This window comes from Streptomyces sp. NPDC040432 (assembly GCF_055595445.1).
Genome location: NZ_JBVIVP010000003.1, coordinates 614,472 through 638,177 on the forward strand (window position 1 = coordinate 614,472; position 23,706 = coordinate 638,177).

Consider the following 23,706-nt stretch of genomic DNA (forward strand, 5'->3'; position numbering starts at 1 on the left):
CCGTCTGCCTCGCGGGCGACGACGGGACTTTGACGACAGGCCCTAGCCGCGCAGCTCGGCGAGGACCGCGTCGGTGAACGGGGTCCAGGCGTCGGCGGCCCACGGGCCGAAGGCGCGGTCGGTCAGTGCGACGCACGCGGCGCGGGCGTCCGGGTCCACCCACAGGAAGGTGCCGGACTGGCCGAAGTGTCCGAAGGTGCGCGGTGAGGAGGTCAGGCCGGTCCAGTGCGGGGACTTGCCGTCGCGGATCTCCAGGCCGAGGCCCCAGTCGTTGGGGGACTGGTGCCCGTAGCCGGGCAGGACTCCCTTGAGGCCGGGGTGGACCACGGAGGTCGCCCCGGCGACCGTGCGCACGTCCAGCAGGCGCGGTGCCTGGAGCTCGGCGGCGAAGCGCACCAGATCGGAGACGGTGGAGACGCCGTCCTTCGCCGGCGAGCCCTCCAGGGCGGAGGAGCCCATGCCCAGCGGCTCGAACACGGCCTGGTGCAGGTACTCGGCGAAGGGGATGCCCGTCGCCTTCGCGATGTGATCGCCGAGCACCTCGAAACCGGCGTTCGAGTACAGCCGGCGCTGCCCGGGCGGGGCCATGACACGGTGTTCGTCGAAGGCCAGCCCGCTGGTGTGCGCGAGGAGGTGACGGACCGTCGACCCCTCGGGGCCGGCCGGCTCGTCCAGCTCGATCGCACCCTCCTCGTACGCGACGAGCGCGGCGTAGGCGGTGAGCGGCTTGGTGACCGAGGCCAGCGGGAAGCGCCGGTCGAGGGGCCCGTGCGAGCCGGCGAGGCTGCCGTCGGCGCGCACCACCGCGGCCGCGGCGGTCGGTACCGGCCAGGTGTCGATGATCCGCAGGCTGTCCATGCCGCTACCGGTCCCCGTGCTCGCCGTGCTCTCCGCGCTGTCCATGCGGCCGAGCCTACTTGCTTGGAGTGCACTCCAAGGTTTTAGCGTGGGGGCATGAGCCTGACGCAGACGCGGTACACGATCAGCGAGGTCGAGGCCCGGACGGGTCTGACCCAGCACACGCTGCGCTGGTACGAGCGGATCGGTCTGATGCCGCACGTGGACCGCTCCCACTCGGGGCAGCGTCGGTTCAGCGAGCGCGACCTCGACTGGCTGTCCTTCGTGGGCAAGCTGCGGGCCACCGGCATGTCGGTGGCGGACATGGTCCGGTACGCCGAACTGGTCCGCGAGGGCGAGCACACCGTCGAGCAGCGCCGCGAGCTGCTGGAACGCACCCGTACCGAGGTGCGGTCGCGGATCACGGAACTGACGGACGCCCTCGGCGTACTGGATTTCAAGATCGGGATGTACGAGATGAGAACGATCGCGGGGAAGGCGGGGTCATGACGGAGAACCAGAACCAGAACCAGGACCGGACCGAGGGGCATCTCGCCATCGAGCGGACCGAACTGGGCAAGGGCGGCCCGGTCGTCGGCGTCCAGGGCCTCGGCTGCATGGGGATGAGCGAGTTCTACGGGGACACCGACGAGGCGGCGGCCCGGGCGACCCTCGACGCGGCGCTGGACGCCGGCGTCACGCTCTTCGACACGGCGGACGTCTACGGGCGCGGCGCCAACGAGGAGTTCCTCGCGCCCTTCGTGTCCGCCCACCGGGACCGGATCACACTCGCCACGAAGTTCGGCATCGAGCGCACCGACGACCCCCACCACCGGGGCGTCCGCAACGACCGGGCGTACGTCCGCCGGGCCGTCGAGGACAGCCTGAGGCGGCTCGGCACGGACGTGATCGACCTCTACTACATGCACCGCCGGGACCCGGCCGTTCCGCTCGCCGAGTCGGTCGGCGCCATGGCCGATCTGGTGCGGGAGGGGAAGGTGCGCCACCTGGGGCTCAGTGAGGTCACGGGGGCCGAGCTGCGCGAGGCGTACGCCGTGCATCCCATCGCCGCGCTCCAGTCGGAGTGGTCGCTGTTCAGCCGGGACGTCGAGCGCAGCGCGGTGGGCGCGGCGGCCGAGCTGGGGGTGGCCTTCGTCCCCTATTCCCCGCTGGGGCGCGGCTTCCTGACGGGCGCCTTCGCGGACGCCTCGGTGGAGCTGTCGGCCGGGGACTACCGCCGGTACCAGCCGCGGTTCACCGGCGACAACGCCCGGACGAACGCGGAGTTGCTGGCTCCGGTCCGGCGGATCGCGGCGGCGCACGGGGTCACGCCGGCGCAGGTCGCGCTGGCCTGGGTGCAGCAGAGGGCGGCGGTGCACGCGCTGACGGTGGTTCCCATCCCGGGGACGCGGCGGCCGGGTCGGGTCGTGGAGAACGCGGCGGCGACCCGGATCACCCTGACCCCCGAGGAGCTGGCCCTCCTGGAGCCGGTCGCGGCGGGCGTCGCGGGCGACCGCTACCCGGACATGAGCTCCACCTCGGCGGCCCGCGAGGCCTGACCCCGCGCCGCCCGGGGGAGGCGCGGGGTCCCGCTCAGGAGGGCGTGAACCGCGCGCGGAGCGCCGAGTACTCGCAGTCCGTGAGCAGACCCGCTCCGTGGAGTTCCGTCAGGTGGCGCAGCCGGTCGTCCTCGGAGGGGCCGGTGGACGGGACGGAGGCGACGGGGGTGCGGGCGCCCAGGGCCGCCAGGACGGCCGCGGCGAAGGGCAGCGATTCGTGGACGGCTCCGTAGCCGACGCCGAAGACGGCGGCCGCGAGGTCGTGGTCGGGTCGGGCGTCGGTCGTGGTGTCGCGCGGGACGAGCCGCAGGTGGCCGCCGCCCGGGCGGTCGGGGGAGGTCCACTCGACGCCGGTGACGGAGGTCAACGGGTACCGCTGGTCGCCGGCCTTCCACTTGGTGCTGGTCGCGCCGGTGCGGGACCACTGGAAGGTCACGGTGGTCCCGTCGAAGCCGACGCGGGCGTCGTAGGCCTTGAGTTGGAGCGGCGGTTCGGGCACGTCGACGAGGAACCGGTCGGCGGGCCGGTCGGCGTCCGGGTCGAGGCGTGCGCGCAGGGCGTGCGCGAAGGCGTCGGCGTCGGCCGCCCGGTCACGGGGCAGCACGAGACGGTAGGGGTCGCAGGCGTCCTTGAGCTGCCCGGCGGCCGCTTCCATCAGCGGATCGGCGCCGGGCCGCGGTTCGGCGCGCAGGATCACCGTGTCCCTTCGGCCTGCGGTCACGTTCGCCCCGGACAGCGCTTCGAGGGGGATCCTGCGCGGGCCCAGCGCGTGCCATAGCCGTGGCGTCCGCATCCCCCGTGCGAAGCGGATGAGCACCGAGTCCGAGTCGAACTCCCAGACGGCATGATTTCCGGCCAGTACGTCACCCATGCGGCACATCGTAAAGGGACGCGGCCCCGTGCGTCTGCCCAGCCGGGGGGTCAGCTTTTTCCGGGGTTCTGCCGGTGAGGGGCGGGACGGGTACGGGTCCCTCCGCGTCAGTCACCCTCCGTGCCGGAAATTCCACGGCGGCAGTCGTCACCGTCGCCCACACAGGCGACGGAACCGAATGCGCCGGTTCCGATCCGGGCGAAGTTGTCGAGTGAGGCGGTACCTGGCTCGAAATAGCCGGTGTGGCTCTTCGCGCCCGTCGAGGACAGCACGCGCGCACCGAACTCCGGGGAGACCGGGTCCGCCCCGTGACCCAGCCCGCCGAGCTCCAGGTGCGGTACGTCCTCGATCCAGTCGCCCTCGTCCCGCGTGGCCCACACCCGGGCGCTCGTGTGCAGCTCGGTGACGTTCCCGGCGCGCATGCCGGGGCTGCCGGCGACCACCACGTCCGTCACCCGGCGGGGCAGCTCGTGGGCGGCGACCCCGCACACCACGGACCCGTAGCTGTGGCAGAACAGGGCCACCCCGGCGTCACCGGGCAGGGCGGCGGCCAGCGACCGCAGACGGGCGGCGCCCTGGACGGCGAGCCGGCCCGTGGCGGCGTCCACACCGACGCCGGTGGGGGCGGTGTAGCCGGCCCAGGCGATGACGGCGGTCGCGCTGTCGGGCGCGGCCGCGCGCTCGGCCTCGTAGAGGGAGCGGGCCATGCCGGCGGGGGCGGTGAGACGACGCTGGGTGCGCTCGAAGGTGACGGCGTCGGTGTCCACGCCGGGCACGATCACCGAGACCCGGCGGGCCCGGTCGAGGTCGCCGAAGACCTCGGCGACGAGGCCGCCGCCGGTGGGGTCGAAGGTGAGGATCTGCCGGCCCGGTTCGGCGAGCGACGCGAAGCGGTGCGCGCGCCGGGTGGCCGTGGCCCGGTCGGCCGGGGTGAGGGCGATGTCGTGGGCGCGCTCCTGCTCGATGCCCTCGGCCCGTTCCAGGGAGATGCGGTTGGCCTCGTAGCGCAGGTGGGCGGGGGCCCCGTCGAGGTTGCCGACGACGAGGGGGTACCCGGTGGTGAGCCGGGTCCGCTGGGCCCCGTCCAGGCTCGCGAAGAAGCGGGCCACCGTCCGTACGGGCGCGTCCGCGGGCGGTACGGCCCGGCCGTCGATCCGGGCCACGGCCCACGCGGCCAGTGCGGCGGCCCGCGGCGGGGTGCCCGCCTCGGGGCGGTGCACGGCGGTCCAACCGGTGGTGGCGAGCATGACGAGCACGACCGCGAGCGCGAGCAGGGTGCGCAGGGCGGCGACGGGGCGCGCGGGTACCGCGGCGGCGGTGGAGGGGGCGGGGCCGGACAGTTTCACTGGAGTCAGACTAAAAGACCGCCGGAGCCCCCGGCGCGCCAGGTGATGGGGCTCACGGCCGGTCGGGGGCCGGCGGCCGCCCTCCGGCGGCGGGTTCCGCGACGGAGAGTCGCCGTCCGTCGCCGGCCCCGGCGGGGCCGACGGACCGCCGGCGGGGCCGGTGGTTGCGGGGCGTGTCGTGGGAGTCCCGCCCGGCCCGCGGCCCGCTCAGGCGGGGTCGGTGGGGGTGTGGCGCCAGTCCGCGGCGAGGGCCGGGCCGATCTGGTCGAGGTAGGCCGCGGTCATCCGCCGGATGGCGTCCACGCTGGTGTCCTCGCCCTGACCCCAGAGCCGCCCGGTGACGCGCATCACGCCGCAGAAGGCGGCGACGACCACCCGGGGTCGGGGGTCGGCGTCGACGTCGAGGCCCTCGCGGCCGGCGATCAGCCGGGCGATCTCCTCCTCCAGCTCGGTGGACCGTCGCAGGTGGACGGCGAGCAGCGCGGGAGTGGACTCGATCAGTTGGTAGCCGCGCATGTACAGGTCCACGGGGACGACCTCGGAGATGGCCTCCTCGACGGTGTCCCAGGCGGCGAGGACCGCGCGGCGCATCGCGGTGAGGGGGCCCTCGGCGGCGGGCCGGGCCCGTAGTTCGGCCACGAAGTGCGACTCGACCAGGTCCTGGACGGCGAAGGCGACCTCCTCCTTGTTCGCGAAGTAGCGGAAGAAGGTGCGCTGGGAGACGTCCACCGCGGCGGTGATCTCGTCGACCGTGGTCCGCTCGTAGCCCTGGGAGATGAAGAGGAGGAGCGCGGCGCGCAGCAGCGCGTCCCGGGTGCGCCGCTTCTTGCGCTCGCGCAGTCCGGCCGCTGCCGGGGCGGCCGGGGCGGGCCGCAGATCGGTCATCACCTCGGGGTCCCTTCTGACGCAGAGTGAGCGGTCAGGGTACCTGTGACCCACGCGACAAAGATGGCCGCGTTGAGCCGTTTGTGAAGTGTCAGTCGCTGTCACTAGCCTGTTCGCATGACTAGTCAGATCACCGTCCACGACGAGGTGCCGGGCAAGGAACCCGCCCCGGCGCAGGACCGGTCCGGGCTTCGCGGCCATCCGTGGCTCACTCTGTTCGCCGTGGCGATCGGCGTCATGATGGTCACCCTGGACGGCACGATCGTCGCCGTCGCCAACCCCGAGATCCAGAAGGACCTGGGCGCCAGCCTCGCCGAGGTCCAGTGGATAACCAACGGCTACCTGCTGGCCCTCGCGGTCTCCCTGATCACCGCGGGGAAGCTCGGCGACCGCTTCGGGCACCGCCAGACCTTCCTCATCGGCATCGCCGGCTTCGCGGTCTCCTCGGCCGCGATCGGCCTGTCGACCGGCGTCGGCCTCGTCATCGGCTTCCGCGTGGCGCAGGGACTCTTCGGCGCCCTGCTGATGCCCGCCGCCCTCGGCCTGCTCCGCGCCACCTTCCCCGCCGAGAAGCTCAACATGGCCATCGGCATCTGGGGCATGGTGATCGGCGCCTCGACGGCCGCCGGGCCCATCGTCGGAGGCCTGCTCGTCGAGCACGTGAGCTGGCAGTCCGTCTTCTTCATCAACGTGCCCGTCGGCATCGTCGCGCTCGCCTTCGGCCTGTTCATCCTGCTCGACCACCGGGCCGAGAACGCGCCGCGCTCCTTCGACCTCCCCGGCATCGTGCTGCTGTCGGTCGCGATGTTCTCCCTGATCTGGGCGCTGATCAAGGCCGCCGAGTGGGGTTGGGGCGACTCGAAGACCCTGCTGTTCCTCGCCGTGTCCGTGATCTGCTTCGTGCTCTTCACCCTGTGGGAGTCGAAGGTCTCCGAGCCGTTGATCCCGCTGGGCATGTTCCGCTCGCTGCCGCTGTCCGCCGGCACGGTCCTCATGGTCCTGATGGCCTTCGCCTTCATGGGCGGCCTGTTCTTCGTCACCTTCTACCTGCAGAACGTGCACGGCATGAGCCCGGTCGACAGCGGCCTGCACCTGCTCCCGCTGACCGGCATGATGATCATCGGCTCGCCGCTGGCGGGCGCCGCCATCACCAAGGTCGGCCCGCGCGTGCCGCTCGTCGCCGGGATGGTCGCCACCGCCGCCGCCTGCTTCGGGATGGCGCGGCTCACCCCCGACACGGGCACCCTCACCATGTCCCTGTGGTTCGCCCTCCTCGGCCTCGGCCTCGCCCCGGTGATGGTCGGCGCCACCGAGGTCATCGTCGGCAACGCCCCGCTGGAGCTCTCCGGGGTGGCCGGAGGACTCCAGCAGGCCGCCATGCAGGTCGGCGGCAGCCTCGGCACCGCCGTCCTCGGAGCCGTCATGGCGGCCGAGGTCGGTGACACGTTCGGGGACAAGTGGGCGGCGGCGCAACTGCCGCCGCTCGCCCCCGCGGACCTCGAACTCGCCGAGAAGGGCGTCCAGGTCGGCATCGCGCCCGTCCCGGAGGGCGCTCCCGAGCAGGTCGCCCAGGCCATCACCGGCGTCGCGCACGACACCTTCGTGTCCGGCATGAGCACGGCGTTCACCGTCGCCGGGGTGGTCGCGGTCCTCGCCGCGGTCGTCGCCTGCTTCACCAAGCGCGGCGCCAACGCCGAAGCGGGGGCGGGCGCGGCCCACATCTGACGGAGCCCACCGGCCGTTACGGTCCGGTCAACCCCGCACGTACGACAGCCCCGCCGGACGGTTCCGGCGGGGCTGTCGCCTATCCGGGTGGACCCGCCCGCAGCCCCTTCCGTACCTGCGTCTTCGCAGGTCAGCGTGGTGGCGACGAAGTCCTCGGAAACGGTCCGGGGGCTGCGCGTCCACCAAGGAGCTGATCCGTCATGCGTACGTGGAGCACCGCACGCGTCACCGCACTCGCCGCCACCGTCCTGGCCGCCACCGCCTTCGTCCCGGGGACGGCCGGCCGCGCGCACGCCGCCGGCCCGCAACCGTACGCGGCCTGTGCCACGGGCCAGCTGTGCCTGTGGGCCAAACCGGACTTCAAGGGAGCGCGACAGAGCCACGAACTGAGCACCCTGGACATCAACAGCTGCACCGCCGTGCCGGCCGGCACCACCGCCCAGTCCCTCGTCAACCGGACCGGCCGCCCCGTGACCACCTACCAGTCGGCCGAGTGCGCCGAGACGGGCGAGTTCCAGACCTACCCGGGCGACGGCGTACTGCTGCCCCAGTCGCCCTACCAGGTAAGGGCGTTCAAGGTGTGGGAAGGGTAGGCCCGGCCGGCACCGCGGCGTTCTCCGGCGTCCGCGCCGGCGGGACGCCGCCCCCGCCGGCCGGGGCCTCCGGCGGGGCCGGCGCGTACGGGCCCAGCCGGGCGACCTCGGCACGCAGCGCCCGCACCTCGTCCTGGAGTTCGCGCACGGCCGCCAACTGGAGCCGCTCCACCTGGTCGTCGCGCTCGAAACGGGAGATGAACCAGGCGGCGATGTTGGCGGTCACCACACCGAGCAGGGCGATTCCCGACAGCATCAGCCCCACGGCCAGCACCCGGCCGAGCCCGGTGGTGGGCGAGTGGTCGCCGTAACCCACCGTCGTCATGGTGGTGAACGACCACCACACCGCGTCCCCCAGGTTCTTGATGTTGCCCTCGGGGGCGTCCCGCTCCACGCTCAGCACGGCCAGCGACCCGAACATCAGCAGGCCCACCACCGCGCCCGCCACGTACGTCGTCAGCCGGACCTGCGGCGCCATCCGCGCCCGCCGACCCACCAGCAGCAGCGTCGACACCAGCCGCAGCAGCCGCAGCGGCTGGATCAGCGGCAGCAGCACCGCCGCCAGGTCGAGCCAGTGCGTCCGGACGAAAGCCTTCCGGGCCGGTGACAGGCCGAGCCGCACCAGGTAGTCCGCTGCGAACGCCGCCCACACCACCCACTCGGTGACCGTGCACAGCCGCTGCACGCGGTCCTCGGCGTCCGGGACCACGATCGGAACGGCGTACGCGACGGCGAACGCCACGGCCAGGACGAGCAGCGGGGTCTGGCTCCGCCGCTCCCACAGCAGCAGGCGGGAGGTTTCCTTCATGACGGGCATCGTAGGGACCGGGCACGACGACGGCGGCCCCCGGGGGAGTCCCCGGGGGCCGCCGCCCTCACCTCACCGACCGGCCGTCAGGCGTCCCCGCCCGCGGCACCCGGGTCGGCGGCAGCCACGTCCAGCAGCTGGTAGCGGTCGATCGCCTGCTTCAGCACCGAACGGTCGATCTTGTTCTCCTTGGCCAGCTCGGTCAGCACCGAGAGGACCACCGACTGCGCGTCGATGTGGAAGAAGCGCCGCGCCGCACCCCGCGTGTCCGCGAAACCGAAGCCGTCCGCGCCCAGCGAGGTGTACGGGCCCGGCACCCACCGCGAGATCTGGTCCGGCACCGCGCGCATCCAGTCCGAGACGGCCACGAACGGCCCCTCGGCACCCGACAGCTTCCGCGTCACGTACGGGACGCGCTGCTCCTCCTCCGGGTGGAGCAGGTTGTGCTCCTCCACCTCGACTGCCTCGCGGCGCAGCTCGTTCCAGGAGGTCGCCGACCAGACGTCCGCCTTCACGCCCCACTCGGCGCCCAGGATCCGCTGCGCCTCCAGCGCCCACGGCACGGCCACGCCCGAGGCCATGATCTGCGCCCCGACCGTGCCGGAGTCGCCCCGCGACACCCGGTGGATGCCCTTGAGGATCCCGTCGACGTCCACGTCCGCCGGCTCGGCCGGGTGCTGGATCGGCTCGTTGTAGACGGTCAGGTAGTAGAAGACGTCCTCGCCGGGCTCGTTCGTCTCCGTCGGCCCGTACATGCGCCGCAGACCGTCCTTGACGATGTGCGCGATCTCGTACCCGTACGCCGGGTCGTACGCCACGCACCCCGGGTTCGTGGACGCCAGCAGCTGCGAGTGACCGTCGGCGTGCTGGAGGCCCTCACCCGTGAGGGTGGTCCGGCCGGCGGTCGCGCCGAGCACGAAACCGCGCGCCAGCTGGTCCGCCATCTGCCAGAACTGGTCACCGGTGCGCTGGAAACCGAACATCGAGTAGAAGACGTAGACCGGGATCAACGGCTCGCCGTGCGTCGCGTACGCGGAACCCGCTGCGATCAGCGACGCCGTGCAGCCCGCCTCCGAGATGCCGTCGTGCAGCATCTGACCGGTCGGGGACTCCTTGTACGCCAGCAGCAGCTCGCGGTCCACCGCCTCGTACTGCTGCCCCAGCGGGTTGTAGATCTTGGCGCTCGGGAAGAACGCGTCCATGCCGAAGGTGCGGTACTCGTCCGGCGCGATCAGCACGAAGCGCTTGCCGATCTCCTTGTCCCGCATCAGGTCCTTCAGGATGCGGACGAAGGCCATCGTCGTGGCGATCGACTGCTGCCCGGAACCCTTCTTCGCGGCCGCGTAGGTCTTCTCGTCCGGCAGCTGCAGGGGCTTGGCGCGCACCACGCGGGTCGGCACGTAGCCGCCGTGCGCGCTGCGCTGGTCGTGCATGTACTGAATCTCCGGGGAGTTGCGGCCCGGGTGGTAGTACGGCGGGGCGCCGCTCTCCAGCTGCTTGTCCGTGACCGGGATGTGCAGCCGGTCGCGGAAGCGCTTGAGGTCGTCGACCGTCAGCTTCTTCATCTGGTGCGTGGCGTTGCGGCCCTCGAAGTTCGGGCCGAGCGTCCACCCCTTGACCGTCTGCGCCAGGATCACCGTCGGCTGGCCCTTGTGGGCCTTGGCCGCCGCGTAGGCCGCGTAGACCTTCTTGTGGTCGTGACCGCCGCGGCCCAGGTGCTGGATCTGCTGGTCGCTCATGTTCTCGACCATCGCGCGAAGCCGCTGGTCACCGCCGAAGAAGTGCTCGCGGATGTACGCGCCGGACTCCGTCGCGTACGTCTGGAACTGACCGTCCGGCGTCGAGTTCATCTTGTTGACCAGGATGCCGTCGCGGTCCTGGGCGAGCAGCGGGTCCCAGGACCGGTCCCAGATCAGCTTGATGACGTTCCAGCCGGCACCCCGGAAGATCGACTCCAGCTCCTGGATGATCTTCCCGTTGCCGCGCACCGGACCGTCGAGGCGCTGGAGGTTGCAGTTGACGACGAACGTCAGGTTGTCCAGGCCCTCGCGGGCGGCGATCGACAGCTGGCCGAGCGACTCCGGCTCGTCCATCTCGCCGTCGCCCAGGTACGCCCACACGTGGGACTTGGAGGTGTCCGCGATCCCGCGCGCCTCCATGTACCGGTTCATCCGCGCCTGGTAGATGGCGCCGAGCGGGCCGAGGCCCATGGAGACCGTCGGGAACTCCCAGAAGTCCGGCATGAGCCGCGGGTGCGGGTAGCTGGACAGGCCGTACGGGGCCTTGGACTTCTCCTGCCGGAACGCGTCGAGCTGCTGCTCGGACAACCGGTCCAGGAGGTAGGCGCGCGCGTAGATGCCCGGGGAGGCGTGGCCCTGGAAGAAGATCTGGTCGCCGCCGTCGCCCTCGTCCTTGCCCCGGAAGAAGTGGTTGAAGCCCACGTCGTAGAGGGAGGCGGAGGAGGCGAAGGTGGCGATGTGCCCGCCGACGCCGATCCCGGGACGCTGGGCGCGCGAGACCATGACGGCCGCGTTCCACCGGGTGGCGTTCAGGACCTTGCGCTCGATCTCCTCGTTGCCGGGGAAGAACGGCTCGTCCTTGGTGGCGATGGTGTTGACGTAGTCCGAGCTGCGCATCTCCGGCACGGCCACGCGCTTCTCGCGGGCCCGCTCGATCAGCCGCAGCATCAGGTAACGGGCACGTTCACGGCCCCGCTCGTCGACTGCGGCGTCCAGGGAGTCGAGCCACTCCTGCGTCTCCTCCGGATCGAAGTCCGGGACCTGACTCGGCAGGCCGCCAATGATGATCGGATTGCGATCGGATGCGGAAGCCACGCTGTTCCTTCGCTGTCGGGGGAGTCGTGCCTTGGGTCGCCGCCTCCCATGGTCTTACGCTCGACCGAAATCTTCACCTCTACCACTGGGTAACACCTGGAGCGGCGAAGGAGCGGACAAGCGGGCAGGTCCACCTCGCAACCTTACGCCCAGGTCGATCATCGGGTTCGTAAGGTCGTTCGTCCCTCAAACAGGTAGGAAAGTCCTCCTGCGATGCCGAATGAGCTGGAATGGTGTGGGATGAATCACCAGGGGCGTATGAGGGAAGCCTGAAAGTTGCGGCGAGACGGCCGCAATCGTCACCGTTTCGACGGTCTCGGCGGCCGGGTACTTGCGCGATCCGCCGCGCCCGTGTGGACTACGCCCAATGCTGCGCGTACGCGCGCCGCCGAAAGACATTCACCGAACATGAGCAGGAGGCACACCGTGAGCGCGACCGCGGACCACGCGGAGAGCCCGGTCACTCGACTTGGCTTCCAGTCCGAACAGGTGGTCCAGGAGATCGGCTACGACGACGACGTCGATCAGGATTTCCGTGACGCCGTTGAGAAGCACGTCAGCGAACTCGTCGATGAGGATTACGACGACGAGGTCGACGCCGTGATCCTCTGGTTCCGGGAAGAGGACGGTGACCTGACGGATGCGCTGGTCGATGCCATCGAACTGGTCGATGAGAACTCCGTCGTCCTGCTGCTGACCCCCAAGACGGGCCGTGACGGCTTCGTGCAGGCCAGCGACATCAGCGAGGCCGTCGAGACCGCCGGCCTGTCCCAGGCGAAGCCCGTCAAGGTGGGCGACGACTGGACTGCCGTCAAGCTGACGACCCCGAAGGCCGCCGCCAAGAAGCGCTGAGCCGAACCCCCGCAGACGAGCGGACCCGCCCCGCCGACCCGGATCACCCCGAGGTCGGTGGGGCACGGTCGTTTTCGGGGGCGCACGTGCCCGCCCGGACGGGCCGGTCACCCCATAGGCTGACCCCAGGACCGGCGGGCTCTCACCCGAACGGTCCAAAGCGCACGTGCGGGAATGCAGGAATGCAGAAACGAAGGGATACGAGAGATGGCCATCGCGGTCGGCGACAAGGCTCCGGACTTCGAGCTCAAGGACAACCACGGTGCCACCGTGCGGCTCTCCGACTTCCGGGGCGAGAAGGCAGTGGTGCTGCTCTTCTACCCGTTCGCCTTCACGGGCGTCTGCACCGGCGAACTGTGCGAGCTGCGCGACCGGCTGCCCCGCTTCCAGAACGACGAGGTCCAGCTCCTCGCCGTGTCGAACGACTCCGTGCCGACCCTGAGGGTCTTCGGCGAGCAGGAGAACCTCGACTACCCCCTGCTGTCCGACTTCTGGCCGCACGGGGAGACCTCCCGCGCCTACGGGGTCTTCGACGAGGACAAGGGCTGTGCGGTGCGCGGCACCTTCATCATCGACAAGGACGGCGTCGTGCGGTGGACCGTGGTCAACGGGCTGCCCGACGCGCGTGACCTGAACGAGTACATCAAGGCCCTCGACAGCCTCTGATGCCCTCGGGCAGATTCCGTACCAAAACCGTGTACGAACGGGAACCCGTCACTAGGATCAGAACGTTGATCCGGTAGCAATCGCACGACGGGGCCCGCCCCGGACATTTACCCAATGGAGGACCCGTGGGAGTCAGCCTCAGCAAGGGCGGCAACGTCTCGCTGACCAAGGCCGCGCCTAACCTGACGGCGGTCATCGTCGGTCTGGGCTGGGACGCTCGCACCACCACCGGTGTCGACTTCGACCTCGACGCCAGCGCGATCCTGACCAACGACCAGGGCAAGGTCGCCAGCGACTCGAACTTCGTGTTCTTCAACAACCTGAAGAGCCCGGACGGCTCGGTCGAGCACACCGGTGACAACACCACCGGTGAGGGCGAGGGTGACGACGAGGCCATCAAGGTCAACCTCGCCGGCGTACCCGCCGATGTCGCCAAGATCGTCTTCCCCGTCTCGATCTACGAGGCCGAGGGTCGGCAGCAGAGCTTCGGTCAGGTCCGCAACGCGTACATCCGCGTCGTGAACCAGGCCGACAACACCGAGCTCGCCCGCTACGACCTCTCCGAGGACGCCTCGACCGAGACCGCCATGGTCTTCGGCGAGCTCTACCGCAACGGCGCGGAGTGGAAGTTCCGTGCCATCGGCCAGGGTTACGCCTCGGGCCTGCGCGGCATCGCGCAGGACTTCGGCGTCAACGTCTGAGCCAACAGCAGTCAGTCAGTCCGGCGCCGTGCACTGTGTGTACGGCGCCGGACCGGCTTTGCCACCACACCACGTCGTCCGGGGAGGACCACATCATGGGCGTCACACTCGCCAAGGGGGGCAACGTATCCCTGTCCAAGGCCGCACCGAACCTGACCCGGGTTCTGGTGGGACTGGGATGGGACGCGCGCTCGACCACGGGGGCCGACTTCGACCTCGACGCCAGCGCGCTGCTGTGCAACAGCGGCCGGGTGCTCGGGGACGCGTACTTCATCTTCTACAACAACCTCAAGAGCCCCGAGGGCTCCGTCGAGCACACCGGGGACAACCTCACGGGCGAGGGCGAGGGTGACGACGAGTCGATCATCATCGACCTCACCAAGGTCCCGGCGAACGTGGACAAGATCGTCTTCCCGGTGTCGATCCACGACGCGGACGCCCGCCGGCAGAGCTTCGGCCAGATCAGCAACGCGTTCATCCGCGTCGTGAACATGGCGGACGACCAGGAGTTGGCCCGCTACGACCTCACCGAGGACGCCTCCTCCGAGACCGCGATGATCTTCGGCGAGGTCTACCGGTACGGCGGCGAATGGAAGTTCAGGGCCGTAGGGCAGGGGTACGCGTCGGGCCTGCGGGGCATCGCTCTAGACTTCGGGGTCAACGTTTCGTAAAGCCGTACAAGACGATGGGGTGCCAGTGGTTCTCAAAACCTTCGGCTGGTCGTTCGCAGTCACTGCGCTCGGTCTGGTCGCAGCTGTGTTCTACGGGGGGTGGCAGGCCTTCGGTATCGTGGCGATCCTGTCGATCATGGAGATCTCGCTGTCCTTCGACAACGCGGTGGTCAACGCCGGAATCCTGAAGAAGATGAATGCCTTCTGGCAGAAGATCTTCCTCACGATCGGCATTCTGATCGCGGTGTTCGGTATGCGCCTGGTCTTCCCCGTCGTCATCGTCGCGATCAGTGCCAAGATCGGGCCGATCGAGGCGGTCGACCTCGCGCTGTCCGACAAGGACCAGTACCAGCAGCTCGTCACGGACGCTCACCCGTCCATCGCCGCCTTCGGCGGCATGTTCCTCCTGATGATCTTCCTCGACTTCATTTTCGAGGACCGTGACATCAAGTGGCTCGCCTGGCTGGAGCGTCCGCTCGCCAAGCTCGGCAAGGTCGACATGCTGTCCGCGTGCATCGCGCTGATCATCCTGGCCATCACGGCGATGACCTTCGCCACCAACGCCCACCAGCACGGCGGCGCGCACGTCGACAAGGCGCAGACCGTGCTGATCTCCGGGGTCCTCGGTCTGATCACCTACATGATCGTGGGCGGTCTCTCCGGCTACTTCGAGAACAAGTTGGAGGAGGAGGAGGAAGCCGAGCACGAGGCAGAGGAAGAGGCCAAGCGCACCGGCAAGCCCGTGTCGGCCGTGGCGATGGCCGGCAAGGCAGCCTTCTTCATGTTCCTGTACCTCGAAGTCCTCGACGCCTCCTTCTCCTTCGACGGGGTCATCGGCGCCTTCGCCATCACCAACGACATCGTGCTGATGGCCCTCGGCCTCGGCGTCGGTGCCATGTACGTCCGTTCGCTGACGGTCTACCTGGTCCGCCAGGGCACCCTCGACGACTACGTCTACCTGGAGCACGGCGCCCACTACGCCATCGGCGCGCTGGCCGTGATCCTGCTCATCACCATCCAGTACGAGATCAACGAGTTCATCACCGGCCTCGTCGGTGTGGTGCTGATCGGCTGGTCCTTCTGGTCCTCCGTGCGCCGCAACAAGCGCCTGGAACTGGAGGAGGGTGCCGCAGCCGAGGCATGACCCCGGTGACAATGCGGAACGCTCCCATTGCGGGGCGGCCGGTCGGGTCCACGGACCCGGCGGGCCGCCCCGCTTCCGTACGTGTGAGGGGTTCGTACTCGTGATGAAGCAGGGGGGCAGGGGACCATGGGGTTCTTCGACGGGATCAGGGGCGCGCGGGCCATGGGGTTCGACTCGGGGCACGCCTCCTCGAACGCCATCGAGCTGACGAAACGACATCCGACGGTGTCGCTCACCAAGCAGCAGGCCGTCCACGGCAACCTGCGCGTCAACCTCTCGTGGCGGATGCGGACCTCCGACTTCGGTGGCCGCTCCGGACAGAGCGGGCAGTTGCTGCGGCACCCGTTCAAGCTGTTCAAGCCCGACATGGTGCAGGCCCACACCCAGGGCATGGTCAACGTCGACCTCGACATGGGTTGTCTGTACGAACTGACCGACGGCACCCGCGGCGCCGTGCAGCCGCTGGGGAACCTCCTCGGCGACCTCAACGACCCGCCGTACGTGAAGCTCAGCGGCGACGACCGGTTCGGCTCGGCCTCGGGGGAGACGCTCTACATCAACCTCGACCACGCCGAGGACATCAAGCGGCTCCTCGTCTTCGTCTACATCTACGACCAGACCCCGGCCTTCGACCGGACGCACGCCCTGGTCACCCTGTACCCGGTCACCGGGCCGAGGATCGAGATACCGCTGGAGGAACGGCACCCGCAGGCCCGCTCCTGCGCCGTCCTGTCCCTGGAGAACGTCAAGGGCGAGCTGATCGTCCGCCGTGAGGTGAAGTTCGTCTACGGGTTCCAGGCCGAGCTGGACCGCCTCTACGGCTGGGGGCTCCAGTGGGGGCGGGGCTACAAGAGCACCAAGAGCTGACGGGCCGCCCCGGGCCGTGCCCCGGCGCCCGCCGCGCCCCGCCGGCCGCGTGAGCGGCGTACGGCGGGGTCGGGGCGGGGTGCGTCAGCGGCGGATGAACTGGGGGCCCTGCACCGGCAGCCGGAACGACGGGTCGCCGCCCGGGGTCGGCACCGGGGCCGGGGACACCGGCTGCGGGTACCCGTACGCCGGCTGGACCGCGGGCGGGGCCTGCGTGGGCGGGGCCGGGACCGGCGGGCGCATGGCGGCGGTCTGCTCCGCGGTGGGCCCGGTGCCCGCCGCGGACGCGCCCTCGGCCGCCGGGGACTCCTCGGAGCCCCCGGTGGCGGCGTTCTCGTCCACGGAGATCCCGTGGTCGGTCGCCAGTCCGACCAGTCCATCGGAGTAGCCCTCGCCGAGCGCGCGGAACTTCCAGCCGTCGCCCCTGCGGTACAGCTCGCCACAGATCAGCGCGGTCTCGGCGCCCGTCTCCGGCCGCACGTCGAAGTGGGCCAGCGGTTCGGGGCGGGCGCCGGCCGTCGCGTCGTACAGCAGGATCCGCAGGTCGTGGACGCGCTGGAAGGGGACGTCCTCGGCCGAGGCCACCACCAGGATCCGGTCCACGACGGCGGGGACGGCGCGCAGATCCGCCTGGACCGCGTCCGTGAACCCGTCGCCGAGCTGCTTCTTGCCCAGCCGCCACACGGCCCCGGAAGGGTGCCGGGGCTGGTTGTAGAACACGAAGTCCTCGTCCGAGCGCACACGCCCGTCCGCGCCCACGAGCAGCGCCGAGGCGTCCACGTCCGGCACCTCGGGCCCCGTGGACCAGCGCAGCACCGCCCGGACCGCCACGGCGGCCACCGGGATGTTCGAGCCCTTCTGCATCGTGTGCGTCATGCCCGTCATCCTGCCCTCCCGGGCCCGACCGGGACAATGCGGCCCCCCGTAGGGCCTTGTACCGAACGTGCGAGCTGGGCATGGTGCAAGAGGGTTACCTGAACTTCATGTGCTTGAGGAACTCTTGACTCATATTCGTACGTACTATTACCGGCCACGCCAGTCGGGCCGCCGAGGCAGTACGAAGGAAGCACATGCGTCACTTCGGGCACATTTCGCCCAGCGTCCGGAAAGAGCTCTTCCACCAGGAGCCCTCGGAGTTCACCCTGGCGTCTCCCGCCCGTACGCTGGCCGCCGCGCTCGGAGCCACCCTCTACAGCCCCGCGACCCGCCCGAACCTGGCCGCCGACATCCGCAAGCAGGCCGGCCTCGGAGTCGTCTCGATGGTCCTCTGCCTGGAGGATTCCATCAGCGACGCCGACGTCGTCGACGGCGAGGAGAACCTCGTCCGACAGTTCGCGGCGCTCGACGCCCAGGGCCCGGACGCGGCGGAGCTGCCCCTGCTGTTCATCCGCGTTCGCACGCCCGAGCAGATCTCCGATCTCGTACGCCGCCTCGGCGACTCGGTGCGAAACCTGGCCGGATTCGTGCTTCCCAAGTTCACGGAGAGCCGTGGCACGGCCTTCCTCGACGCCGTCGTCGAGGCGCAGGCCTCGGCCGGGCTGCCCCACCTGTATGCCATGCCGGTGCTGGAATCCCCGGAGCTCCTCCACCTGGAAACCCGGGTCGAGGCCCTGGCGGGCATCTCGCGCACCGTCAACCGCTACCGCGAGCACGTCCTGGCCCTGCGCCTCGGCGTGACCGACTTCTGCTCCGCGTACGGGCTGCGCCGCACCCCGGACATGACCGCGTACGACGTCCAGATCGTGGCCGGCGTGATCGCCGACGTGGTCAACGTCCTCAGCCGCGCCGACGGGACCGGCTTCACCGTCACCGGCCCGGTCTGGGAGTACTTCCGCAGCCAGCAGCGCCTCTTCAAGCCGCAGCTGCGCCGCAGCCCCTTCCTGGAGGAGGGTGTGGAGGACCTGCGCACCACGCTGATCGAGCACGACCTCGACGGACTGCTCCGCGAGATCGAACTCGACCGGGCCAACGGGCTGACCGGCAAGACCTGCATCCACCCCGCGCACGTCACCCCCGTGCACGCCCTGTCGGTGGTCTCGCACGAGGAGTTCAGCGACGCCCAGGACATCCTGCGCCCCGAACGCGGAGGCGGCGGGGTGCTGCGATCGGCTTATACGAACAAAATGAACGAAGTGAAACCGCACCGGGCCTGGGCCGAGCGCACCATGCAGCGCGCCGAGGCCTTCGGTGTGGCGAGGGAGGAGGTCGGCTTCGTCGACCTCCTCACGGCCGGGCTCCAGGTGTGAGCGGGCCGGTGACGACGGAGTTTCCTACGGAGAAGGGCAAGACGATCGACGAGGTGTGGTCGGGAACCTGGGTCGCGGACCGGCTGGGCGTCGCCCTGGAAGCGGGCGGCGACCCGACGCAGCCACCGTTGGACGAGCTGCTCGGGCTCGCCCTGCGACGCAACCCCAAGCGCGCCCACCTGCTGGTTTCGCAGGTGCTCGGCAAACACGTCCCGCAGTCCCCGTCGGTGGTCCACGCCGCCGGATACGGCCTCGGCGAGCGGGTACGGGAGCTCCTCGGCGCGGAGGCGGCCGTCTCCGCGGTGGTCCTCGGGTACGCGGAGACCGCGACCGGCCTCGGACACTGCGTCGCCGACGGCCTGGGCACCGCCCCCTACCTGCACTCCACCCGCCGCCCCGTACCGGGCGTCGAGCCCGCCGGCGGCTTCGAGGAGGCGCACTCGCACGCGACCTCGCACCTCCTCCTCCCCGAGGACCCGCGGCTGCTCGCCGGCAGTGGGCCGCTCGTCCTCGTCGACGACGAGTTCTCCACCGGCAACACGGTCCTGAACACCATCCGCGACCTGCACGCCCGCCACCCCCGCCCGCACTACGTGGTCGTGGCCCTCGTGGACATGCGCTCGGCCGCGGACCGCGACCGGCTGACCGACTTCGCCGCCGAGCTCGGCGCCCGCGTCGACCTGATCTCCCTCGCGGCCGGTACGGTCTCCCTCCCCGAGGGGGTCCTGGCCAAGGGACAGGCGCTGGTCGAGCGGTACGAGAGCGGTGACGGGAGCGGGGGCGAGGGCTGCACGCCGGGCATTCCCGGTGCCGATGTGCCGGCCGCCGGTGCCGCCCCCGTCGGGCGGGTCGTGCTCGGCTGGCCCGACGGGGTCCCCGACGGAGGACGGCACGGCTTCACCCCCACGCACCGCGCGGCCCTGGAGTCGGCCCTTCCAAGGCTCGCCCATCGGCTCGCCGACGCACTGGGCGCGAACCCCGGACGGGTCCTCGTCCTCGGCAACGAGGAGCTGATGTACGCGCCGCTGCGGCTCGCGCTGGCCCTGGAGCAGTCGGGGGCGGCGGCCGAGGTGCGGTTCTCCACCACGACCCGCTCGCCCGTGCTGGCCGTCGACGACCCCGGCTACGCCATCCGCACCCGGCTGGTCTTCCCCGCCCACGACGCCCCGGCGGACGGGCCGGGCGACCGGTACGCCTACAACGTCGCCCGTACCGACGGGACCGCCTTCGACACCGTCGTCGCCGTCGTCGACTCGGTCGGCGACACCCCCGAGCTGCGCACGGGCCTGCTCACCGCCCTCGCCCCGCACACCGGGCGGGTCCTGCTGGCCGTCGTACCGTCGTACGTGCCGTCCGGGGCCGTCGCGCCCCAGGAGCCCCCGTCCCGGGCACCGTCGCCCCACGCATCCGACCGGCGGGAGCCGACCATGTCCGAGCCGATCCTCCTCCCCGAGCCGCTGCGCGGCCCGGCCTTCTCCTCGTACGCGGCGGAGGACGTCGGCTGGCTGCTGCAGGACCTCTCCGGGGTGGAACTGGAGGCCCCCACCGAGGAGCGGGAGGAGGCCATCCAGGCGGGCGGCGCGCACTACGCCGAGTCCCTGCCGGTCGAGTACCAGCCCTCCGAGGGCTACCAGGAGCTGTACCGCAGCGCCCTGGCAGCCTCCGCGACCCGGATAGCCCGGGCGGTCGGGACCGTCACCGAGACCGTGCTCGCCGAACGCTCCCCCTCCCCGGTGCTGGTCTCCCTGGCCCGCGCCGGTACCCCCGTCGGCGTGCTGATGCGCCGCTGGGCCCAGGCCCGACACGGCCTGGACCTGCCGCACTACGCCGTCTCCATCGTGCGCGGCCGCGGCATCGACGCCAACGCGCTGCGCTGGCTGGCCGCACACCACGACCCCGCCGACGTCGTCTTCGTGGACGGCTGGACCGGCAAGGGCGCCATCACCCGGGAGCTGAAGGACGCCCTCGCCGCGTTCCCGGGCTTCGACCCGGAGATCGTCGTCCTCGCCGACCCCGGATCCTGCGTACGCACCTACGGCACCCGCGAGGACTTCCTGATCCCCTCGGCCTGCCTGAACTCCACCGTCTCCGGACTGGTCTCGCGTACGGTGCTGAGGTCCGACCTGGTCGGACCCGCCGACTTCCACGGCGCGAAGTTCTACCGCGAACTCGCCGGAGCCGATGTCTCCGTCGGCTTCGTCGACGCCGTCGCGGCCCGCTTCGACGCCGTCGCGAACGCCGTCGACGACGAGGTCAAGGAGCTGCTCGCGGCCGACCGCACCCCCACCTGGGTGGGCTGGGCGGCCGTCGAGCGGATCAGCGAGGAGTACGGCATCCACGACGTGAACCTGGTCAAGCCCGGCGTCGGCGAGACCACGCGGGTGCTGCTGCGCCGCGTCCCGTGGAAGATCCTCGCCCAGCGCGGAGCCGGGGCCGACCTGGACCACGTACGTCTGCTCGCGGAGCAGCGCGGTGTGCCGGTCGAGGAGGTCGACGGACTTCCCTACACGTGCGTAGGACTCATCCACCCCCGATTCACTCGCGGCGCCACGGGCGCCGACGGAAAGGCCGTGTCCACCAAGTGACTGTCCTCGTAGCCAGTGACCTCGACCGTACGCTCATCTACTCGTCGGCCGCCCTCGGCCTGACCATGCCCGACCCGGTGGCCCCGCGGCTGCTGTGCGTCGAGGTGCACGAGAGCAAGCCGCTGTCGTTCATGACGGAAACGGCGGCCGCCCTGCTGGCGGAGCTGACCGAGAACCCCGCGGCGGTCTTCGTCCCCACGACGACGCGGACCCGCAAGCAGTACCAGCGGATCCGCTTCCCCGGCCGCCCGGCCCCGTACGCGATCTGCGCCAACGGCGGCCAGCTGCTCGTGGACGGTGTCCCCGACCGGGACTGGCGACGGTCGGTCGTCGGACTCCTCGCCCAGGAGTGCGCCCCGCTGGAGGAGGTCCACCAGCACCTCCTCGCGGTGTCGGACCCGGCGTGGCTGCGCAAGGCGAGGATCGCCGAGGACCTGTTCGCCTACCTGGTCGTCGAGCGGGCCCTGGTCCCCGAGGAATGGCTGAAGTCCCTCACCGAGTGGGCCGAGGCGCGCGGCTGGGGCGTCTCGCTCCAGGGCCGCAAGATCTACGCCGTTCCGAGGCCCCTCACCAAGAGCGCGGCGATGGCCGAGGTGGCCCGCCGGACGGGAGCGACCACGACCCTCGCCGCGGGTGATTCGCTCCTGGACGCCGACCTGCTGCTCGCGGCGGACCGGGGCTGGCGGCCCGGACACGGCGAGTTGGCCGACGCGGGGTGGACGGCGCCGTCGGTGACCGCCCTGTCGACGGCCGGTGTGTCGGCGGGTGAGGAAATCATCCGCGCGTTCGGCGGGACGGTTGCGACACTGACCGCATGACCAAGGGCAACAGCACCAAGATCACTGATGAGCTCTACCAGTACGTCCTGGCGCACAACCCCCCGCTGGACGCCGTCCAGCGGGGGCTGGTCGCCACGACCCACGAGAAGTTCCCGAAGTCGGCGGGCATGCAGTCCGCGGAGGAACAGGGGCCGCTGCTGGCCTTCCTGGTCCGGCTGACGGGCGCCCGGCACATCGTGGAGGTGGGCACCTTCACCGGCTTCTCCGCCCTGTCCATGGCCCAGGCCCTCCCCGCCGACGGTCGCCTCATCGCCTGCGACGTGTCGGAGGAGTGGACGGCGTACGGCCGCGAGGCGTGGGAGGCGGCGGGCGTCGCCGACCGCATCGAGCTGCGCATCGCCCCCGCGCTGGACACGCTCCGCGCGATGCCGAAGGAGGAGCACATCGACCTGGCGTACGTGGACGCGGACAAGCAGAGCCAGATCCTCTACTGGGAGGAACTCGTGCCGAGGCTCCGCCCGGGCGGCCTGATCGTCACGGACAACACCCTGTTCCACGGAACCGTCCTCGACGAGTCCCCCGACAGTCGGGGCGCGAGCGTCCACGCCTTCAACGGGCACGTCGCGGCCGACCCCCGGATGGAATCCGTCCTGCTGGCGATCTCGGACGGGTTGACGCTGTCGCGCAAGCGGTAGGCGTGGCGGTGCCGTTGGTGTGGCGCCGCCGGTGGTGTGGCCGGTGTCTGCCCTGTCCGGGTTCGGACCCGGACAGGGGGATCGGGTGGGGGCGTGTTCCGGGCGATGCGGTCGGCCGGGGTGGACGGCGAGGGTCAGCCGCAGGCGCCGCCGCCGCAGCAGCCGCCCCCACCGCCGCCCATCGCGGGCGCGGGAGCGGTGGAGCCGGCGCTCGTCCCGCCGACGGCGACGGCGGAGAGCAGCTTGACGGTGTCGGCGTGACCGGCGGGGCAGTCGGCGGGAGCGGACGACTCGGCCATGGGCCGGCTGACCTCGAAGGTGTCGTCGCAGGTCCGGCAGCGGTACTCGTAACGGGGCATGCCGACCAGGCTATGCGGCCGGACGGCATCCCGGTATCCCCGAGCCCCGGACACACCGCCGACGGCGCCGGGCCGGCCGCCCGGGCTACCGGTCGAGCCCCCTCCGCGCCGCCGCACGCGCCTCCCGCGCGGCCTGTTCGGGGTGGCGGGCGCGCCAGTACGGATTGTCGTGCGGCAGGGCGCTGCCCACCCGCCCGTACATCCCGAACCACATCAGCATCACGCCGACGACGAAGCTGAACAGCACGTTCGGGATCTTGAAGGCCAGGAAGTTCAGACCCGTGTCCAGCAGCGCGAGGTTCACGAACCCGCTCGCGATGAACAGCAGGCCCAACACGATGTTCAGGGTCGACGCGAAGTTCCCGCCCACCACCATCCCGGCGAAGAGCAGCAGCCCGACCAGGATGGACAGCACGCTGAGCGCGCCGTTCGTACTGAGGCCCGCGACGGTGTCCCCGCCCGTGTCGAAGAACCCGATCCGGTCGATCAACCCCAGGACCCCGAACACCACCAACAGCAGCCCGGTCAACCCCGCCCCCACCCGGTACACCTTGCTCAGCTTGTGGTCGACGGGAAGGTGCTCGTTCAGCCGGGCCCCCACCGGCCGGGGAATGCGCGGCGCCGCGTGCGAAACCATGACGGCCTCCTCTGCCTCGGGCCGTACGTCCCTCCCAGCATCCGCC

23 protein-coding genes are annotated in these 23,706 nt (G+C 70.9%); 14 read left to right on the top strand and 9 right to left on the bottom strand.

The genetic code is table 11. The features are described 5' to 3' along the window. Window positions 1–42 precede the first annotated feature (42 nt). On the bottom strand, window positions 43–858 hold the full coding sequence (locus tag ACZ58N_RS09885) for a serine hydrolase domain-containing protein (protein WP_471157580.1): 816 nt from the start codon (window positions 856–858) through the stop codon (window positions 43–45). Between the two features lie 96 nt (window positions 859–954). On the opposite strand from ACZ58N_RS09885, the gene ACZ58N_RS09890 reads away from it, so the two are divergent. Beyond that, window positions 955–1,347 (top strand): MerR family transcriptional regulator, encoded by a 393-nt coding sequence (locus ACZ58N_RS09890; RefSeq protein ID WP_471157433.1) that lies wholly within the window; start codon window positions 955–957, stop codon window positions 1,345–1,347. After that, complete coding sequence (locus ACZ58N_RS09895; RefSeq protein ID WP_471157435.1) at window positions 1,344–2,396, top strand: aldo/keto reductase; 1,053 nt, start codon at window positions 1,344–1,346, stop codon at window positions 2,394–2,396. The genes ACZ58N_RS09890 and ACZ58N_RS09895 overlap by 4 nt, the downstream gene beginning before the upstream one ends. Before the next feature lie 34 nt (window positions 2,397–2,430). Here the strand turns inward: ACZ58N_RS09895 and ACZ58N_RS09900 are convergent, their stop codons facing one another. The 3 genes from ACZ58N_RS09900 to ACZ58N_RS09910 form a co-directional block, all read right to left on the bottom strand. Continuing rightward, a complete protein-coding gene (locus tag ACZ58N_RS09900; protein WP_471157437.1) occupies window positions 2,431–3,276 on the bottom strand; it encodes a DUF4429 domain-containing protein in 846 nt (281 codons plus the stop codon). 98 nt (window positions 3,277–3,374) lie between these two features. Then, window positions 3,375–4,514, bottom strand: a complete 1,140-nt coding sequence (locus ACZ58N_RS09905; protein ID WP_471157582.1) for an alpha/beta hydrolase — start codon at window positions 4,512–4,514, stop codon at window positions 3,375–3,377. Window positions 4,515–4,820: 306 nt separating this feature from the next. Further along, a complete protein-coding gene (locus ACZ58N_RS09910) occupies window positions 4,821–5,498 on the bottom strand; it encodes a TetR/AcrR family transcriptional regulator (RefSeq protein WP_471157439.1) in 678 nt (225 codons plus the stop codon). A 117-nt stretch (window positions 5,499–5,615) separates the two neighbouring features. Here ACZ58N_RS09910 and ACZ58N_RS09915 point away from each other — a divergent pair, with 117 nt between their 5' ends. Next, window positions 5,616–7,223, top strand: coding sequence for an MFS transporter (locus tag ACZ58N_RS09915; RefSeq protein WP_471157441.1), 1,608 nt, complete (start codon window positions 5,616–5,618; stop codon window positions 7,221–7,223). Window positions 7,224–7,423: 200 nt separating this feature from the next. Continuing rightward, window positions 7,424–7,816, top strand: a complete 393-nt coding sequence (locus ACZ58N_RS09920) for a peptidase inhibitor family I36 protein (RefSeq protein ID WP_471157442.1) — start codon at window positions 7,424–7,426, stop codon at window positions 7,814–7,816. Here the strand turns inward: ACZ58N_RS09920 and ACZ58N_RS09925 are convergent. Together ACZ58N_RS09925 and aceE are read right to left on the bottom strand one after the other, a co-directional pair. Further along, window positions 7,797–8,624 carry a potassium channel family protein gene (locus tag ACZ58N_RS09925; RefSeq protein ID WP_471157444.1) on the bottom strand — a complete coding sequence of 276 codons (828 nt, stop codon included), beginning with the start codon at window positions 8,622–8,624 and terminating at the stop codon, window positions 7,797–7,799. The two genes, ACZ58N_RS09920 and ACZ58N_RS09925, sit on opposite strands and share 20 nt — an antisense overlap. Window positions 8,625–8,710: 86 nt before the next feature. Next, window positions 8,711–11,458, bottom strand: coding sequence for a pyruvate dehydrogenase (acetyl-transferring), homodimeric type (aceE, locus tag ACZ58N_RS09930; protein ID WP_471157446.1), 2,748 nt, complete (start codon window positions 11,456–11,458; stop codon window positions 8,711–8,713). A 426-nt stretch (window positions 11,459–11,884) separates the two neighbouring features. Between aceE and ACZ58N_RS09935 the strand changes: the two genes are divergently transcribed. The 6 genes from ACZ58N_RS09935 to ACZ58N_RS09960 all read left to right on the top strand — a co-directional run bounded on the left by ACZ58N_RS09935 (window position 11,885) and on the right by ACZ58N_RS09960 (window position 16,359). After that, complete coding sequence (locus ACZ58N_RS09935) at window positions 11,885–12,310, top strand: DUF3052 domain-containing protein (protein WP_281206266.1); 426 nt, start codon at window positions 11,885–11,887, stop codon at window positions 12,308–12,310. Between the two features lie 207 nt (window positions 12,311–12,517). Further along, window positions 12,518–12,976, top strand: a complete 459-nt coding sequence (locus ACZ58N_RS09940) for a peroxiredoxin (RefSeq protein WP_471157448.1) — start codon at window positions 12,518–12,520, stop codon at window positions 12,974–12,976. A gap of 125 nt (window positions 12,977–13,101) precedes the next feature. Next, a complete protein-coding gene (locus tag ACZ58N_RS09945; RefSeq protein ID WP_281206264.1) occupies window positions 13,102–13,677 on the top strand; it encodes a TerD family protein in 576 nt (191 codons plus the stop codon). Between the two features lie 95 nt (window positions 13,678–13,772). Beyond that, a complete protein-coding gene (locus ACZ58N_RS09950) occupies window positions 13,773–14,348 on the top strand; it encodes a TerD family protein (protein ID WP_362878215.1) in 576 nt (191 codons plus the stop codon). Window positions 14,349–14,373: 25 nt separating this feature from the next. Then, window positions 14,374–15,492, top strand: a complete 1,119-nt coding sequence (locus ACZ58N_RS09955) for a DUF475 domain-containing protein (protein ID WP_471157450.1) — start codon at window positions 14,374–14,376, stop codon at window positions 15,490–15,492. Between the two features lie 126 nt (window positions 15,493–15,618). Then, the gene (locus ACZ58N_RS09960; protein WP_471157451.1) at window positions 15,619–16,359 is read left to right on the top strand and encodes a TerD family protein; all 741 of its coding nucleotides are present in this window, start codon (window positions 15,619–15,621) and stop codon (window positions 16,357–16,359) included. An 84-nt stretch (window positions 16,360–16,443) separates the two neighbouring features. Here ACZ58N_RS09960 and ACZ58N_RS09965 read toward each other — a convergent pair whose 3' ends face one another. Beyond that, on the bottom strand, window positions 16,444–17,235 hold the full coding sequence (locus ACZ58N_RS09965) for a TerD family protein (RefSeq protein ID WP_471157452.1): 792 nt from the start codon (window positions 17,233–17,235) through the stop codon (window positions 16,444–16,446). Window positions 17,236–17,429: 194 nt separating this feature from the next. Between ACZ58N_RS09965 and ACZ58N_RS09970 the strand changes: the two genes are divergently transcribed. From ACZ58N_RS09970 to ACZ58N_RS09985, 4 genes are read left to right on the top strand one after another with little or no spacing between them, the layout of a single operon-like run. Beyond that, window positions 17,430–18,605, top strand: a complete 1,176-nt coding sequence (locus ACZ58N_RS09970; protein WP_471157454.1) for an HpcH/HpaI aldolase/citrate lyase family protein — start codon at window positions 17,430–17,432, stop codon at window positions 18,603–18,605. An 8-nt stretch (window positions 18,606–18,613) separates the two neighbouring features. Continuing rightward, window positions 18,614–21,190, top strand: coding sequence for a phosphoribosyltransferase (locus ACZ58N_RS09975; protein ID WP_471157456.1), 2,577 nt, complete (start codon window positions 18,614–18,616; stop codon window positions 21,188–21,190). Continuing rightward, on the top strand, window positions 21,187–22,008 hold the full coding sequence (locus ACZ58N_RS09980) for an HAD family hydrolase (RefSeq protein ID WP_471157457.1): 822 nt from the start codon (window positions 21,187–21,189) through the stop codon (window positions 22,006–22,008). Before ACZ58N_RS09975 ends, ACZ58N_RS09980 begins: the two co-directional genes overlap by 4 nt. Then, entirely contained in the window at window positions 22,005–22,664 is a 660-nt protein-coding gene (locus tag ACZ58N_RS09985; protein WP_471157458.1) for an O-methyltransferase, read from the top strand. Before ACZ58N_RS09980 ends, ACZ58N_RS09985 begins: the two co-directional genes overlap by 4 nt. Window positions 22,665–22,798: 134 nt before the next feature. On the opposite strand, the gene ACZ58N_RS09990 is transcribed toward ACZ58N_RS09985, so the two are convergent. After that, window positions 22,799–23,023, bottom strand: coding sequence for an FmdB family zinc ribbon protein (locus tag ACZ58N_RS09990; protein ID WP_471157460.1), 225 nt, complete (start codon window positions 23,021–23,023; stop codon window positions 22,799–22,801). Between the two features lie 85 nt (window positions 23,024–23,108). Further along, window positions 23,109–23,660, bottom strand: a complete 552-nt coding sequence (locus ACZ58N_RS09995; protein ID WP_471157461.1) for a DUF4383 domain-containing protein — start codon at window positions 23,658–23,660, stop codon at window positions 23,109–23,111. Between the last annotated feature and the right edge of the window lie 46 nt (window positions 23,661–23,706).

Bases quoted from the DNA above. Each gene is read 5' to 3' on its own strand.
- ACZ58N_RS09885 (WP_471157580.1), bottom strand. From the start codon at position 858: ATGGACAGCCTGCGGATCATCGACACCTGGCCGGTACCGACCGCCGCG.
- ACZ58N_RS09890 (WP_471157433.1), top strand. From the start codon at position 955: ATGAGCCTGACGCAGACGCGGTACACGATCAGCGAGGTCGAGGCCCGG.
- ACZ58N_RS09895 (WP_471157435.1), top strand. From the start codon at position 1,344: ATGACGGAGAACCAGAACCAGAACCAGGACCGGACCGAGGGGCATCTC.
- ACZ58N_RS09900 (WP_471157437.1), bottom strand. From the start codon at position 3,276: ATGTGCCGCATGGGTGACGTACTGGCCGGAAATCATGCCGTCTGGGAG.
- ACZ58N_RS09905 (WP_471157582.1), bottom strand. From the start codon at position 4,514: ATGCTCGCCACCACCGGTTGGACCGCCGTGCACCGCCCCGAGGCGGGC.
- ACZ58N_RS09910 (WP_471157439.1), bottom strand. From the start codon at position 5,498: ATGACCGATCTGCGGCCCGCCCCGGCCGCCCCGGCAGCGGCCGGACTG.
- ACZ58N_RS09915 (WP_471157441.1), top strand. From the start codon at position 5,616: ATGACTAGTCAGATCACCGTCCACGACGAGGTGCCGGGCAAGGAACCC.
- ACZ58N_RS09920 (WP_471157442.1), top strand. From the start codon at position 7,424: ATGCGTACGTGGAGCACCGCACGCGTCACCGCACTCGCCGCCACCGTC.
- ACZ58N_RS09925 (WP_471157444.1), bottom strand. From the start codon at position 8,624: ATGAAGGAAACCTCCCGCCTGCTGCTGTGGGAGCGGCGGAGCCAGACC.
- ACZ58N_RS09940 (WP_471157448.1), top strand. From the start codon at position 12,518: ATGGCCATCGCGGTCGGCGACAAGGCTCCGGACTTCGAGCTCAAGGAC.
- ACZ58N_RS09950 (WP_362878215.1), top strand. From the start codon at position 13,773: ATGGGCGTCACACTCGCCAAGGGGGGCAACGTATCCCTGTCCAAGGCC.
- ACZ58N_RS09960 (WP_471157451.1), top strand. From the start codon at position 15,619: ATGGGGTTCTTCGACGGGATCAGGGGCGCGCGGGCCATGGGGTTCGAC.
- ACZ58N_RS09965 (WP_471157452.1), bottom strand. From the start codon at position 17,235: ATGACGCACACGATGCAGAAGGGCTCGAACATCCCGGTGGCCGCCGTG.
- ACZ58N_RS09970 (WP_471157454.1), top strand. From the start codon at position 17,430: ATGCGTCACTTCGGGCACATTTCGCCCAGCGTCCGGAAAGAGCTCTTC.
- ACZ58N_RS09985 (WP_471157458.1), top strand. From the start codon at position 22,005: ATGACCAAGGGCAACAGCACCAAGATCACTGATGAGCTCTACCAGTAC.
- ACZ58N_RS09990 (WP_471157460.1), bottom strand. From the start codon at position 23,023: ATGCCCCGTTACGAGTACCGCTGCCGGACCTGCGACGACACCTTCGAG.
- ACZ58N_RS09995 (WP_471157461.1), bottom strand. From the start codon at position 23,660: ATGGTTTCGCACGCGGCGCCGCGCATTCCCCGGCCGGTGGGGGCCCGG.